At 66.7% G+C, this 14,180-nt stretch carries 13 protein-coding genes and 1 pseudogene; 10 read left to right on the top strand and 4 right to left on the bottom strand.

Features of this window, described 5'->3' with window-relative positions; translation table 11 throughout:
- The first annotated feature begins 24 nt into the window (after positions 1-24).
- Entirely contained in the window at positions 25-864 is an 840-nt protein-coding gene (locus ABIE08_RS18820) for an outer membrane protein (RefSeq protein WP_354553374.1), read from the top strand.
- 26 nt (positions 865-890) lie between these two features.
- Positions 891-1,043, top strand: a pseudogene (locus ABIE08_RS18815) (hypothetical protein); the annotation flags it as partial.
- A 146-nt stretch (positions 1,044-1,189) separates the two neighbouring features.
- On the opposite strand, the gene ABIE08_RS18810 reads toward ABIE08_RS18815, so the two are convergent.
- A complete protein-coding gene (locus ABIE08_RS18810; RefSeq protein ID WP_354553373.1) occupies positions 1,190-2,149 on the bottom strand; it encodes a nucleoside hydrolase in 960 nt (319 codons plus the stop codon).
- 397 nt (positions 2,150-2,546) lie between these two features.
- Between ABIE08_RS18810 and ABIE08_RS18805 the strand changes: the two genes are divergently transcribed.
- The 3 genes from ABIE08_RS18805 to ABIE08_RS18795 all read left to right on the top strand — a co-directional run bounded on the left by ABIE08_RS18805 (position 2,547) and on the right by ABIE08_RS18795 (position 6,885).
- Positions 2,547-3,560, top strand: coding sequence for an aldose epimerase family protein (locus ABIE08_RS18805; protein ID WP_354553372.1), 1,014 nt, complete (start codon positions 2,547-2,549; stop codon positions 3,558-3,560).
- A 652-nt stretch (positions 3,561-4,212) separates the two neighbouring features.
- Positions 4,213-5,472 carry a GTP cyclohydrolase II gene (locus tag ABIE08_RS18800; RefSeq protein WP_354553371.1) on the top strand — a complete coding sequence of 420 codons (1,260 nt, stop codon included), beginning with the start codon at positions 4,213-4,215 and terminating at the stop codon, positions 5,470-5,472.
- Positions 5,473-5,655: 183 nt separating this feature from the next.
- Positions 5,656-6,885, top strand: a complete 1,230-nt coding sequence (locus ABIE08_RS18795; protein ID WP_436409583.1) for a URC4/urg3 family protein — start codon at positions 5,656-5,658, stop codon at positions 6,883-6,885.
- 294 nt (positions 6,886-7,179) lie between these two features.
- Here the strand turns inward: ABIE08_RS18795 and lspA are convergent, their stop codons facing one another.
- The 3 genes from lspA to ABIE08_RS18780 are packed head-to-tail and all read right to left on the bottom strand — an operon-like array spanning position 7,180 to position 9,519.
- Positions 7,180-7,698 (bottom strand): signal peptidase II, encoded by a 519-nt coding sequence (gene lspA / locus ABIE08_RS18790; protein WP_354553369.1) that lies wholly within the window; start codon positions 7,696-7,698, stop codon positions 7,180-7,182.
- An 11-nt stretch (positions 7,699-7,709) separates the two neighbouring features.
- Positions 7,710-8,546: a TrmH family RNA methyltransferase gene (locus ABIE08_RS18785; protein ID WP_354553368.1), complete on the bottom strand. Its 837-nt coding sequence runs from the start codon at positions 8,544-8,546 to the stop codon at positions 7,710-7,712.
- Positions 8,539-9,519 (bottom strand): class I SAM-dependent methyltransferase, encoded by a 981-nt coding sequence (locus tag ABIE08_RS18780; RefSeq protein ID WP_354553367.1) that lies wholly within the window; start codon positions 9,517-9,519, stop codon positions 8,539-8,541. The genes ABIE08_RS18785 and ABIE08_RS18780 overlap by 8 nt, the downstream gene beginning before the upstream one ends.
- A 179-nt stretch (positions 9,520-9,698) precedes the next feature.
- Between ABIE08_RS18780 and ABIE08_RS18775 the strand changes: the two genes are divergently transcribed.
- From ABIE08_RS18775 to ABIE08_RS18755, 5 genes are all read left to right on the top strand, one after another.
- Positions 9,699-10,424 (top strand): CoxG family protein, encoded by a 726-nt coding sequence (locus tag ABIE08_RS18775; protein WP_354553366.1) that lies wholly within the window; start codon positions 9,699-9,701, stop codon positions 10,422-10,424.
- A gap of 269 nt (positions 10,425-10,693) precedes the next feature.
- Positions 10,694-10,945: a (2Fe-2S)-binding protein gene (locus ABIE08_RS18770; protein WP_266333978.1), complete on the top strand. Its 252-nt coding sequence runs from the start codon at positions 10,694-10,696 to the stop codon at positions 10,943-10,945.
- A gap of 89 nt (positions 10,946-11,034) precedes the next feature.
- Entirely contained in the window at positions 11,035-11,520 is a 486-nt protein-coding gene (gene bfr / locus ABIE08_RS18765; RefSeq protein ID WP_266333976.1) for a bacterioferritin, read from the top strand.
- 229 nt (positions 11,521-11,749) lie between these two features.
- Positions 11,750-12,625: a phosphatase PAP2 family protein gene (locus ABIE08_RS18760; RefSeq protein WP_354553365.1), complete on the top strand. Its 876-nt coding sequence runs from the start codon at positions 11,750-11,752 to the stop codon at positions 12,623-12,625.
- A complete protein-coding gene (locus ABIE08_RS18755) occupies positions 12,609-14,138 on the top strand; it encodes an ArnT family glycosyltransferase (protein ID WP_354553364.1) in 1,530 nt (509 codons plus the stop codon). Before ABIE08_RS18760 ends, ABIE08_RS18755 begins: the two co-directional genes overlap by 17 nt.
- The last annotated feature ends 42 nt before the right edge of the window (positions 14,139-14,180 follow it).

Genomic DNA, 14,180 nt, shown 5'->3' with positions numbered 1-14,180 from the left:
TTAGGAACCCTGAGAGGCCTATCCATGAAGCTTATCTTCGCCGCATCAAGCCTCTTGCTTCTCGCGTCGCCAGCCTATGCCGCGGATGTTTCCGCGAGCGAACCGGCGCCCATTGCATCCGCCTTTTCCTGGACGGGCCTCTATGTCGGCGCCAATGCCGGCGCGGGCTGGAGCAATGGCGATCCGCTCGGCGACACGACCTACCACCTCAATGGCGAAGATGGCACTTTCGCCAATGGCTGGTTCAACAGCGAAGACAGCTCCAACAAGAGCGGCTTCACCGGCGGCGCCCAGATCGGCTACAATTACCAGATCAACAATATTGTGCTCGGCATCGAAGCCGACCTCAACTATCTCAATGTCAAAAACCAATATTCTGCAGATTATTTTGACACGCTCTATTCGGATGCGAGCCCCGACTACAACTATAATCTGAAAGAGGACCTGGACACCGAGAGCAGGATCGAGTGGTTCGGTACCATCCGTCCCCGCCTCGGCGTCACGCCGTCCGAACGCCTGCTCGTCTACGCAACCGGCGGTCTCGCCTATGGCCAGGTGAAGAGCAGCGCCAGCTACAAGTGGCACGAATATGGCTACTGGTGGGGCGGCCCCGGCGATCACTTTTTCGATCGCAGCGGCGGCTTCGACGGATCGTCCAGCAATGTCCGCTGGGGCTGGACCCTCGGCGCCGGCGCCGAATACGCCCTCACCGACAAGCTCAGCCTGAAGGGCGAATATCTGTACGTCGACCTCGGCAGCAAGAACCATTCGGTCCTGAGCCCCGACGACAGCACGGAATCCATCAGCTGGCGCGACTCGGCGCAGTTTCACGCCGTCCGACTCGGTGTGAACTACAAGTTCTGACTGGATAGGTCTCTTTAGGGACGGGCGAGCGCCTGGCGCGGGCGCTCACCAACGACACCTCGCTCGGCGTGATCCGCTATGCCGACGCCGGCTACGAAGACGCGCTCGACGAGGCGGCGGTCAAGGGCATCCGCCGGTTTGACGTACCGTCGGACGAGGTGGTCCGGCGGGGAGGTTGATACGTCGCTTCACCTCTCCCATGGGGAGAGGTCGACACGCGGAGCGTGGCGGGTGAGGGGTTGAGGCCTCACCGGCGAGATCGCATCCCCTCACCCGGAGCTTCGCTCCGACCTCTCCCCATGGGAGAGGTGAAAGCCGCCCTCCCCTACCCGTGCGGATGAGAGAAGATCTCGGTCATCATGGCGACGAAGCGCTTCGGGTCGGCGTCGAAGGCGACGTGGGCGTTCGGCTCGCGATTGCCCCGGAAATGCGTGTCGATCACCGTGCGGCCAACCGTCAGCGCGCCGCCGGTCTCCACGTCGACATGCAGGTGGCGGGTGGTCAGCACGTCGCGATCGACCAGATAGGCGACGCAGACCGCGTCATGCACCGGCGCCGTGCCGAGCACCTCCATCTTCTGGGAAATGTCGTGCATCTCGATGCGGAAGCGCACGATGTCCGAGGTCGCCTGGGCGGCCGGCGTGCCGAGCATGGCGAGATGGTCGCAATCGGCATAGGAAATCAGCGCCCGGTGCGTCGCGTCGAGCGTCACCAGCGTCACCTTCTCGAAGCCGGCCGAGAACACCCGCGCCGCCGCTTCCGGATCCGCCCAGATGTTGAATTCGGCCGAAGGCGTCATGTTGCCGATCTCGTGGCCGCCGCCCATGATGATCAGCTCCGGCACGCGCTTGGCGAAATCCGGATCGGCCGCGAGTGCCGCAGCGATGTTGGTGAGCGGGCCGACCGGCATCAGCACGATCGGCTCCTTCGCGTTGCGATAGGTCTCGACCAGATAATCGACCGCGCCCTTGTCGGCCTTCTTCGACTTCGCCGCCGGGACGGGCAGCGTCTCGACATGGAATTTCGAGGCCTGGTCGGTGACGCCGCGCGCGACCGGGAAATTGTCGCGCACGAAGGGGCGGTTGGAGCCCTCATAGACCGGGATGTCGGAACGGCCGATATGGTCGAGCACGCGCAGCGTGTTGTCGGTGCAGAACTTGACCTCGACATTGCCGTTGACCGTGGTGACGCCGATCAACTCGATTTCCGGATGCAGCGCCGCCAGCATGATGGCGACCGCGTCGTCGGTTCCGGTATCGACATCGAGAATGAGCTTCTGGGCCACGCGCGGCACTCCATGGGCAGGGACAAGAGGAAAGCGGGAAACGTCTCCCGGCCCGGCCGGCTATCAAGGGCCGGCACAGGGGCCGGCGGACGTTAGGGGCGCGCGCGGGGAAGCGTCAAGGTGGAGCCTGCGCCACCCGGCCTCGGCAAGGAGCCGGCGGCGGGCGTTCGATCCTTTCCGCTGGTTTCAGCGGGTAACCCTCCGGCAGCACCCGCTATGGTGTTGCTTTCGCAATGATTTCCACGCCAATCTCCGCTCCGGTTCTTCGAACGGGCGTTTCCCCTGTTTCCCACACCGGACGACCGTTCCTGAGTTTCGCTATCCAATACGCCCGCGGCCGGTTCGCCGGCCGGGGCCGACAATAAACGCCTAGAAAACACCCATGGAGAGAACGCACATGACTTCCCGCTCCTTCGGCACGATGCCGGATGGCACATCCGTCGAGGCCATCACCATCTCGAATGGCGACCTGACGGCGACGATCCTGACCTTCGGCGCCGTGATCCAGGATATCCGCCTCGCCGGCGTGCCGCATCCGCTGGTGCTCGGCTACGACAACATGGAAGCCTATCTGCGCAACCGCACCTATTTCGGCGCGATCGCCGGCCGCTTCGCCAACCGCATCGCCAATGGCCGCTTCGAGATCGACGGCACGCCCTACCAGGTGTCGCAGAACGAGGCGCCGAACCATCTGCATGGCGGCTTCGACGGCTTCGGCACGCGCGTCTGGACGCTGCTGCGCTCGACGCCGTCCAGCGTCACGCTCGGCATCAGCAGCGCCGATGGCGAAGAGGGCTATCCCGGCAAGGTCGATGTCGAACTGACCTATTCGATCGAGGCGCCCGGCACGCTGAAGACCGTGATCTCCGCCACGACCGACAAGCCGACCCTGGTCAATCTGGCGCAGCACAGCTATTTCAACCTCGACGGCACCGGCACCATCCGCGACCACATGCTGACCATCCCGGCCGAGACCTACCTGCCGATCGACGCGGGCAAGATCCCGACCGGCGAGTTCCGTCCCGTCGCCGGCACCGAATATGATTTCCGTGGGGGCCGCCGCTTTGGCGAAGGCCATGACGGCGTGGTCGAGAGCTACGACCACAACATGGTCGTCCGGCGCGAAAAGGTCGCGACGCCGCAGCCGATCGCCGTGCTCTCCTCGTCGAAGAGCGGCGTCGCGCTCGAAGTCACCTCGACCGAGGCGGGCGTGCAGTTCTATGGCGGCCAGATGGTGGCCTCGAAGGACGCCGGCATCAATGGCGAAGTCTATGGCGCCAATGCGGGTCTGTGCCTGGAGGCGCAGCTCTTCCCCGACGCGCCCAACCAGAAGGACTTCCCGAGCGCGGTGCTGCGCCCCGGCGAGACCTATCACCAGGAAACCCTGTTCCGCTTCAGCCGCACCGGCTGAGGACTCTCTTTGCTGGCCCTACCGCACGCCGGAGGGGCCAGCCCTTGATGAAGCGACCGCGCCACGACCGGCGCGGTCGCTTTTTTGTTGGCCGCGGACCGTCGCCCCGGCGAAGGCCGGGGCCCAGGAACACCGGCTTTGGAAATCTTGGTTGCAACCTTCCGTTGAGGCCGGAGTGTCTGGATCCCGGCCTCCGCCGGGATGACGACGGAGGGTTTGGGGCGGGCGGAGCGCAGGGGTCGACTGGCGGATGTGAAGACAGCGCCGGCCGGGCGGACAGCACGTTCTGACGACGCCGGCCGACGGCGCCACGTGGATGTTCGCCCCCTCTCCCCACCCTCGCCGTCATCCTGGTGGGCTTCGCTCGCGAAATCCTGCGCCGACCATCATCCTGAGGTGCTTCGCGTCAGCGAAGCCTCGAAGGAGGGTCCAGCGGGCATCTTCGCGGACGGCGCGTCGCCCCAAGGCCGTTCCCTGAACCCTCCTTCGAGGCCCGGCCTTGCCGGGCACCTCAGGATGATGGTGGAGCCTGTCCGGCGCTCTGCCGAAATGCCGCGAACCCCAAGCCCAACCTCCCGCGCGAATTTTCTTCCCTTCCGCAGCGGCGCGGATCATTCTGACGTGCTCTCGCAGTCCGGTTCGCTGGAGCATCATGACGACGATCAACCGTTCGACGCATATCCGTCTCACCTCGCATCCCGGCGCCCAGGCGCCGGTCCGGTTTCCGATCCGCTGGGGCGACCCCGACCCGCGCCGGCGCGGGCCTGTGGTGGGAACCGTGTCGAACCCCGCCGACCGCAACACGATCGGCACGCATGGCGGCTCCTATTCGCTCTATCGCGCGCTCGCCGTCTCCTCCGGCGCGCTGAACCCGATCCAGCGGCCGGATTATCGCAACACCTCGCCGGCGGTCTCGATCGGTCCGCACCCGCAATGGGCCGACCCCGCCAAGATCGTCTCGCTCGACCCGTTCGGGCACCTCGCCGCCGAGCTTTTCGCCGACCTGATCGCCGAGGGCGTCGACATCCGCCCGACCATCGCCATCACCAAGGCGCGGCTCACCATGATCGAGCTGCATGAGGCGATCCGGCTGAAGCGGCTGCCGATCGATGGCACCATCGTGCATGGCAATGGGGACGTCGCCGTCACCAAGGCGGCGATCGACCCGGTCTGGCACCTGCCGGGCATCGCGGCGCGCTTCGGCGTCGAGGAGGACCAGCTGCGCCGCACCCTGTTCGAGCAGACGGGCGGCATGTATCCGGAACTGGTGACGCGGCCGGACCTCGCGCTGTTCCTGCCGCCGATCGGCGGCATCACGCTCTACATCTTCGGCGATGCGGCGGCGATCGCGGATCCGAAGCGGACGCTCGCCTGCCGCGTGCATGACGAATGCAACGGTTCCGACGTGTTCGGCTCCGATATCTGCACCTGCCGGCCCTATCTGGTGCATGGCATCGAGGAGGCGGTGAAGGAGGCGCAGGCAGGCGGCGTCGGGCTGATCGTCTACACCCGAAAGGAAGGCCGGGCGCTTGGCGAGGTGACGAAGTTCCTCGTCTACAACGCGCGCAAGCGGCAGGAGGGCGGCGACCAGGCGGCGACCTATTTCGAGCGCACCGAATGCGTCGCCGGCGTGCAGGACGCCCGCTTCCAGCAATTGATGCCGGATATCCTGCACTGGCTCGGCATCACCAAGATCGACCGCTTCGTCTCGATGTCGGACATGAAGTATGACGCCATCACCGGCTCCGGCATCGAGATCCGCGAGCGGGTGGCGCTGCCGGATGCGCTGATCCCGGTCGACGCGCGCGTCGAGATGGAGGCGAAGAAGGCGGCCGGCTATTTCTCCGCCGACGCGCCGCCCACCGCCGACGATCTGGCGCACACGATCGGCAGGCCGCTGGAGAAATATTGAGAGGGCTGCCGGCGGTCGGGATGGAGGCGCTTTTCTCCTCGCGTCGCAAGGGAGAGATCGGCCCAAACGTCCGGCGAGGGTTTACGTCCTCTCCGGAAACGCCGTAAACCCTCACCCGCCGGCTCCGCCGTCGACCTCTTCCTCCGGGAGAGGTGAAGTCCGTTCCTATCGCATCGACGGAGCATCTCCTTGGCATCGATCCCTTCCCTTCTCTCCGCCAGCGCCGTGCGCGAGCGCGCCAACCGGCTGCTCGACCTCGGCATCGCCGGCGAGCTCGACCATTTCGCCGTCGATCTCGACCGCCTGCCGGCGGTGGCCGACTACGTCATCGAGACGATGCGGGAAAACTATGGCGACCGCGACATCCCGTTCCATGCGCGCTGGCGCCACTTCGAAGCCGGGCAGATCGACCGGTTCGGCGGCCTGGTGGATGCTGCCGGCATCACCGATCCCTTCGCTTTCGGCCGCGCCGCCTATGATCTTGCCATCGTTTCCGTGCTGCTCGATGCCGGCGCGGGGCCCGACTGGCGCTATCACGAGGCGATGACCGGCGAGACCTTTTCCCGCTCGGAGGGGCTTGGCGTGGCGAGCTTCGCCATGTTCGCCTCCGGCCTGTTCTCGCAGGACCCGGCCGACCCGCTGCGCGCCGACGCCGCGGCGCTGGCCGTGCTGGAGGCCGCCGACCTCGCCGAGGGCTTCCAGGTTTCGCCTGAAAATCCGATGGTCGGGCTCGAGGGCCGGGCCAAGCTGCTGAACGCGCTGGGCCGGGTCGTCGCCGACCGGGCCGATCTCTTCGGCACCGACGAGGCGCGGCCGGGCGGGCTGTTCGACGCGGTGCTCGCCACCGCCGACGAGGACGGCCGGGTCTCAGCGCCGAAAATCCTGGAGCTGGTGCTGGAGGCGCTCGGGCCGATCTGGCCGAGCCGGCTGCTGCGCGAGGGTGTGGCGCTCGGCGACACCTGGGAGCATCGCAAGCTCATCACGGACGACGCGACCTCGGGCCTGATGCCGTTCCACAAGCTGTCGCAGTGGCTGACCTATTCGCTGATCGAGCCGCTGCTCTGGACCGGGGTCGAGGTCATCGATCTCGACGGGCTGACCGGGCTGCCGGAATACCGCAATGGCGGTCTGTTCCTCGATTTCGGCGTGCTGGTGCCGAGGGATTCCGCCGCATTCGCACGGCGCTGGAAGGCCGAGGACGAGTTCATCGTCGAATGGCGGGCGCTGACCGTCGCCCTGCTCGACCGCACGGCGGCGCTGATCCGCGAGACGCTGGGGCGAGACGCCGAGACGCTGCCGCTGGCCAAGGTGCTGGAAGGCGGCACCTGGGCGGCCGGGCGGCGGATTGCGCGGGAAAAGCGCGCCGATGGCGGCCCGCCGCTGATGATCGAGAGCGACGGGACGGTGTTTTAGGGGCGGCTAAGACCCTGTGCGTGCGTCGAGACGCGGCCCTTGGGCCGCTCCTCAGCATGTTGGGGTTTTTTCGACTTTGCCGGCGTGCCAATTCCAATCTCAGCATGCTGAGGAGGCCCGCAGGGCCGTCTCGAAGCACGCACCGCCCTGAACCCTCCCCTTGAGGGAGGGTCAAGACCGCCTCGGGGCGGTCTTGGGGAGGGGTGCTTCGTCGGATATCGCAAGCGCCCCCTCCCGAAAACGCGAAGGGCGTTTTCGACCTCCCCTCAAGGGGGAGGTTCAAGAAGAGCTGGCTCAGCCCTTCTTGCCCGGCTGCAGCAGATACACCCAGGCGAGCAGCAGCGGGCCGATGGTCAAAGCCACGTCGGCGAGGTTGAAGACGAAGAAGCCGCGCTCGTTCCAGTGCAGATACAGGAAATCGATGACGTGGCCGTGCCAGATCCGGTCGATCAGATTGCCGATCGCGCCGCCGGCGATCAGCGCGAAGCCGGTGGCGGCGGTCCGGCCGCCCTCGGTCGAGCCGCGCCAGACCCAGAACACCACCCCCGTCACGATCGCGGTCAGGACGATCAGAACCAGGCTGTCGGCGCTGTTGCCGAGCGAGAAGGCGATGCCGGTATTGTTGATGCGGTAGAGCGCCAGGACCGGCAGCACCGCGATGCCCTGCTGATAGACCAGATAGGCGTCGGCGATCCACTTCGAGAGCTGGTCGACGAGGATGGTCAGCGCCATGATCGAAAGACCCAGCGCCGAGAACGGGCCGGGAATGCGGGCCCCCGCCGGGGCGGCCTTGGTGTCCGTCTCTGGCGTCATCGCACCCATGCCTAGAGCTTCAGCTTGTCGCGGCGGATCTCGTAGAGCATCACGCCGGTGGCAATCGCGAGATTGAGCGAATCCGCCCGGCCCGCCTGCGGGATCTTGACGAGATGGTCGCAGGTCGCGGCAAGATCGTCCGGCAGGCCGGATTGCTCATTGCCCATGAACAGCATGACCGGCCGGTCGTAATCGATGGTGCGATAATCCGACTTGCCGGAAAGATGCGTGCCGACGACGATGCCGGGCCAGCCTTTCCGCCAGGACTTGAATTCTTCGACGCTCATGCGGGCGAGCTTCATGTGGAAGATCGAGCCCATTGTGGCGCGCACCGCCTCGACCCCGAACGGATCGACCGTGTCGCCAACAAGGATCACGCCCTCGGCGCCGACGGCATCGGCGGTGCGAATGATGGTGCCGAGATTGCCGGGGTCCTTGATGCCTTCGAGCGCCACCCAGACGCCGGCGGGGCCGGGCTGGATCTCGCTCTTCGGCGTCAGCTTCTGCTCGAACACGCCGACGACCATCTGCGGATTGTCGCGGCGCGTTATTTTTGAAAGCACCGCCTCGGAGACTTCCAGAACGTCGCCGCCGCGCGCATGCGCCGTCGTCGCGACGCGCTTGACCACGGGGTGGTCGGCGACCTTCGCGCCATAGACAAGAATCTTGATCGGCCAGTCTTCCTCGACCGCGTCGGCGACCAGCTTCATGCCCTCGGTGACGAACAGGCCGCTTTCCTTGCGGTTCTTCGGCAAAGCGAGGCCGCGAATGTCCTTGATCGTCGGATTGGTCAAGCTGGTGATGGTCTTGACCGCGCCGGGCGCGGCAATCGGGGAATGATCAGCCATCGCGGGACCACCGGGAAAAGAGCGACGTGGAAAGGGTGCGGCCTTCGCCTTCCTCGCGGATCAGCAACTCGCCGGATTCGAGCGTGCCCGGCAGGCCTGAAAGCGCCTCGGCCGAGGTCTCGTGGATCGCCATGAAGGAAGCCCGGATCGAATAGGCGGAAAGGCAGAGGAACAGCGCGTCGTCGGCGAGCAACTGGCGGCAGAGCGCCATCATCTCGGGCAGGCGCTCGAAGATGTCCCAGACCTCGCCATTCGGGCCACGGCCGAATTTTGGCGGGTCGAGGATGATGCCGTCATATTTCGAGCCGCGGCGCACTTCGCGCTGCACGAACTTCATCGCGTCATCGACGATCCAGCGCACCGGCAGATCGGCGATGCCCGACATGGTCTGGTTATCGCGGGCCCAGCCGATCGCCTTCTTCGAGGCGTCGACATGCGTCACCTGCGCGCCGGCCATGGCCGCGACGAAGGAGGCGATGCCGGTATAGCCGAAGAGGTTCAGCACCTTGGGCTGGCGCTTCGGATCGGCATATTTCGCGTCGCGGATCTTCCGGCCGAACCAGGCCCAGTGCATTTCCTGCTCGGGGAAGAAGCCGACATGGCGGAAGGCGGTGAAGCGGCCGAGAAAGCGCACCTCGCCCTCGCCGACGGCGCGCGGGAGCGGCCAGGCCATCGGCCAGGTCTCGCCGAGCGGCTTCCTGTATTTCCAGCGGCCGTCCGAATCCTCGTCCTTGGCGCCGGTGAAGATCGCGTCGGCGCGATCCCATTCCTCGGCGGAGAGGCGCGGCGTCCACAGCGCCTGCGCCTCGGGGCGCACGATGCGGTAGGGACCATAGCGCTCGAGCTTCCGGCCATGGCCGGAATCGATCAGCGCATAATCGGGCCAGCCCTCTGTCGTCAGCATCACCGGCCAGCGGGAGGCCGGTGTCTGGGGAGCGCGGGCGGCGGGGGAAATCTCGGAAGCGGTCGTCATGGTCGGTTCATAGCGTTCGCCGCGCCGAAAGCCAATCGATGCCGGCAACGAAGGCGCCGCCCGTCTTGCCGACTCCGGGGCTCCATCCAAGATAAAATGGAGGAGATAACCCGCGCGCCCTCGCGCGGAAGACGGCGACAGGCGGATTGGCCCGGCGCCGGCTGACGAGGACGACAGCCATGGAGATGACGGGCGAATACCGCATCCCCGCCCGTCGTGACGAAGTCTGGCGGGCCCTGAGCGATCCGGAGGTGCTGCGGGCCTGCATTCCCGGCTGCGAGACGCTGTCGCGAACGGCGAAGGATGCGATCAGCGCCACGATCGCCGCCAAGGTCGGACCGATCCAGGCGCATTTCGTCATCCGCCTGGCTTTTGCCAATGTGCAGCCGCCCGAGCGCTGCACGATCCGCGGCGAAGCGAAGGGCGGCGTCGCCGGCTTTGCCACCGGCCGGGCCGATCTCAAGCTCGCCGAGGATGGCGATGCGACGATCCTGATCTATGATGCGAGCGGCGACGTCGGCGGCAAGCTGGCGCAACTGGGCACAAGACTGATAGACAGCACAACCAAGAAGATAGCCGACGGCTTTGTCGGCGCTATTGCCAACCGCCTTTCTGGAGACGAGCCGACGATGGCCTCCCTCACGCCGACCACCCCGCCCGATGCCGAGCCCGTCAAGCTGGAGCCCGCCAATCTGGAGCCCGCCGACGCGGCGGCGACCGACGAGCTGACCGACCGCATCGAGCACAAGATCGACGACGAAGCGCTCGATCTCGGCGAAGTCGCGGAAGAGATCGAGGAAGAAGTCGAGGTCGCGGCGGCACGCGGCTTCCTCGGCGGTCCCTATGTCTGGGGCCTGCTGGCGCTGATCGTCGTGATCCTGTTCCTCGCGGTGGTCAGCCGCTAGGCTCCAGCCAACGAATACGCTTTTCCGCTTCGCGGCCTCTCCCGGCCAATGGAGCGGAGGGGCAATACCCCCTTCCGGGAAGCGGGCCGAGGATCGATGCGGTCATCGAAACGCCCCGTTTGCGGCAAAAGAAGCGATCGAAAGCGGCCCGGCAGCCCGCGCCTAGCGCGGGCTCGCCCTCTCTCTCCGCCGGTCAGCCGGCTGGCGGGCGCGGACGCGAAGGCCTATCTCTGGTAAAACGGAAGCCCACGGAGGCAACCTCCCCTGCCATGATCGTCTGTTCCTGCAATTTCCTCACCAAGGCCCGCATTCTCGAAGCCGCCGAACGGCTGGCGCGCGAGACCCCCGGCCGACCGCTCACCCCCGCCCGCGTCTATCGCGCCCTCGGCATGAAGGCGCAGTGCACCGTCTGCTTCATCCTGGTGCGCAAGCTGCTGGCGGAATCGGGCGCCATCGTCACCTGTCCGGAACCGCTCGGCAGCAGTTCCGAGGAATCCGACGACATCGCCGTCTACGGCTAAGTCCTTCCAGAAGACCGGAATCGGCGTTTGACGATCGCCGCGGCCCACCCTATTCTCGGATTAGAACAATTCCAGAAAAGGATGCCGCCATGAAGGGCGATGCCAAGGTCATCGAGTATCTCAACCGCGCGCTGCGCCTCGAGCTGACGGCGGTCAATCAATACTGGCTGCATTACCGGCTGACCGAGGATTGGGGCTACACCAAGCTCGCCAAGAAGGAGCGGGCCGAATCGATCGAGGAGATGCACCACGCCGACAAGCTGATCGCGCGCATCATCTTCCTCGACGGCTTCCCCAACCTGCAGGTGCTCGACCCACTCGAAATCGGCCAGAACGTCAAGGAAGTGCTCGAGGCGGATCTGCGCGGCGAATACACGGCGCGGAACTACTACAAGGAAGGCCGCGACGTCTGCCACGCCGCCGGCGACTACGTCTCGATGGCCCTGTTCGAAGAGCTGATGAAGGACGAGGAAGGCCATATCGACTTCCTCGAGACCCAGCTTGGCCTGCTGAACGATCTCGGCAAGGAGTTCTACTACCAGCTCCAGGCCGCGCCCAGCAACGAAGCCGAATAGGCGCGAGCGCCAACAAGTTCGCACAGCCTCGGGGATCCCCCGGGGCTTTCCGGCGCCGCCGCGGGTCACCACACCGCGGCGGCGCCGGATTCATTTTGGGCTGCCCTCAACGCGGGCCGCGCAAGCCGATTTCGCCGCCGCGACTGTCCTGATCCTGTCACACACCCTGCTCTATGCATGTCCTGCATGGCGCCTCGCGGCGCCTCCGGATGGCAGCGGGGGCCGGAGAATGGCGGAGCGGGACATCGCTTCACGCAACGGTGCAGCGCGGGACGGCACGGCCCCGGCCGGTCGGTCCGCCGACCCGCTTTCCCTGACGCCGCTCTATAGGGCGCTGGCCAGCCTCGCCGCGATCTCGCTGCTCTTCATGGCCTTTCCCGCCCTCGATCTTCGCTTCGCCGCGCTGTTTCATGTCGATGGAGCCTTTCCCGCATCGCGCCTTCCCGGGCTCGTGACCTTGCGCCTGCTCGGCAGGGATCTGGTCGTGCTGGTATGCCTCGCCCTGCTCGCGAGCCTCGGCGCCAAGCTGGCGCGCCCGCTGCGCCCCATGCCGATCCGAGCCAGCCACATCTGGTTCCTGTTCTCGACGTTGGCGCTCGGACCCGGCCTGATCGTCAATGGCGTCCTCAAGAGCTTTTGGGGCCGGCCCCGCCCGATCCAGGTCGATCTGTTCGGCGGCGCCGCGCCCTTCGAACCCGCCTGGAAGATCGGCGGCGCCTGCCTTTCCAATTGCTCCTTCGTTTCCGGCGAGGCGGCCTCGGCGATGTGGCTGCTTGCCCTCGCCATGCTGGCGCCGCCGCGCTACCGGCCGGCCCTCGCCGCGGCCATCGGCGCGCTCGCCCTCGCCCTGTCGCTGAACCGGATCGCCTTTGGCGGCCATTTTCTCTCCGACGTGCTGATCTCCTGGGCCATCACACTCGTCATTCTGCTCGGCCTGCATCGCGTGCTGGTTGCAGGCCCCTTCAGTGCCCGCATCGATGCTGCGACCGAAGGTACGCTGGCGAAGATCGCGCTTGCAGCGGCTTTTATCCTCGGGCGTATTGCGCGGGGTGGCCCGCGGGACCACCGCAGCAACGGACTTGGCCGAGTTGACCGATCGAACTGAAACAGGGGCGGCCGCGTCGCCCTTTGCCGACCAAAGCGCCGTGCTCCTGGTCGTCCTGCTAGCGGCCATCACCCTCGCGCGGCTGCTGGCGCTGCGATACTCGGTCACCGATCTGCAGGTCGACGAGGCGCAATACTGGGACTGGTCGCAGCATTTCGCCTTCGGCTATTTTTCCAAGCCGCCGCTGATCGCCTGGACGATCGCCGCCGCCAACGCGGTCTGCGGCACCGGCGTCGCCTGCGTACGGGCGCCGTCGCCGCTGTTCTATTTCGGCACCTCGCTGCTGATCTATGCGACGGGCCGCGCGCTCCATGGGCCGCGCATCGGCTTCTGGGCCGCGCTCGGCTTCGCGCTGGCGCCGGGCGTCGCCTTCTCCGCGGCGATCCTGTCGACCGACGTGCTGCTGCTGTTCTTCTGGGCGCTGTCGCTCTACGCCTTCGTGCGGCTGCGCGCCGGCGGCGGCTATCGCTGGAGTCTGCTGCTGGGCCTCGGGATTGGGTTCGGCCTGCTGGCGAAATACGCGATGGCCTATTTCATCGGCTGCGCACTGATCGCCGCCCTGATCGACCCGCCATCGCGCGCCGTCATCCGTTCCGGCCGGTTCTGGCTGGCGGTCGCGATCGGGCTGCTGCTGCTTTTGCCCAACATCGTCTGGAACCTCAACAACGGCCTGGTCACGCTGCGCCACACCAACGAGAACATCTCCGGCGACGGGCTGAAGATCAGCCTCGGCAACGCCATCGGCTTCCTCGCCGCGCAGTTCGGCATCATCGGGCCGTTCCTGATGGGCGGCGCCCTTGCCGCCGCGATCGCCGCCTGGCGCAAGGGCCGGCCCGGCGAGGACCGGATGCTGCTCGCTTTCGCGCTGCCGGTGATCCTGGTCGTCACGATCGCCAGCGTGCTGACCATCACCAACGCCAACTGGGCCGCCTCCGGCCTCGTCGCCACCGCCCTTATCGGCACCTCATTCCTGATCCGCAGCGGCCGCTTCCGCCTGGTCCAGGCCGGGCTTGCCATCGGCATTGTCGCGCAGCTGGTGCTGTTCGTCGGTAACGCCGTCGCCGACCGGGTGACGCTGCCGCTGCTGAAGCATGGCGACATCTACAAGCAGGTGCTGGGCTGGAGCCGGCTCGGCGACGCCGTCCGGGCCGAGGCGAAGGCTTCCGGCGCGAGCATGGTGGTGGCGCTCAGCCGCGCCGACGCGGCCGCCCTCGTCTACAATCTGCGCGACGATCCCGTGGCCGTCACGGTGTGGCCGGACGATCCAGGGCCCGACAACCAGTTCGAACTGACGCGCAGCCTCCTCGACCACGCGCCGACCGGCCCGGCGCTGCTGGTCGCCGGCTGCGCCGAGCCCGCGCGGCTCGCCCGCTTCTTCGGCGAGGTCGAGGACAAGGGCCGGCTGGCGGTCGCCAGCGGCCCGAGTTCGAGCCGGTCCTACCATCTGTTCCGGCTCGACCGGCCGATCGCGCCGCTCGCCCCCGTGCCGCTCTGCGGCGACGACACGGACTAGCGCCCGCGCCGCTGCGGTTGCTGGCGGGGAACGCGCATACTA

It is taken from the genome of Kaistia defluvii, assembly GCF_040548815.1.
Lineage (GTDB): Bacteria > Pseudomonadota > Alphaproteobacteria > Rhizobiales > Kaistiaceae > Kaistia > Kaistia defluvii_A.
Note: the sequence above shows the minus strand (reverse complement) of the source record. Positions and strands in the feature narration are given on the sequence as shown.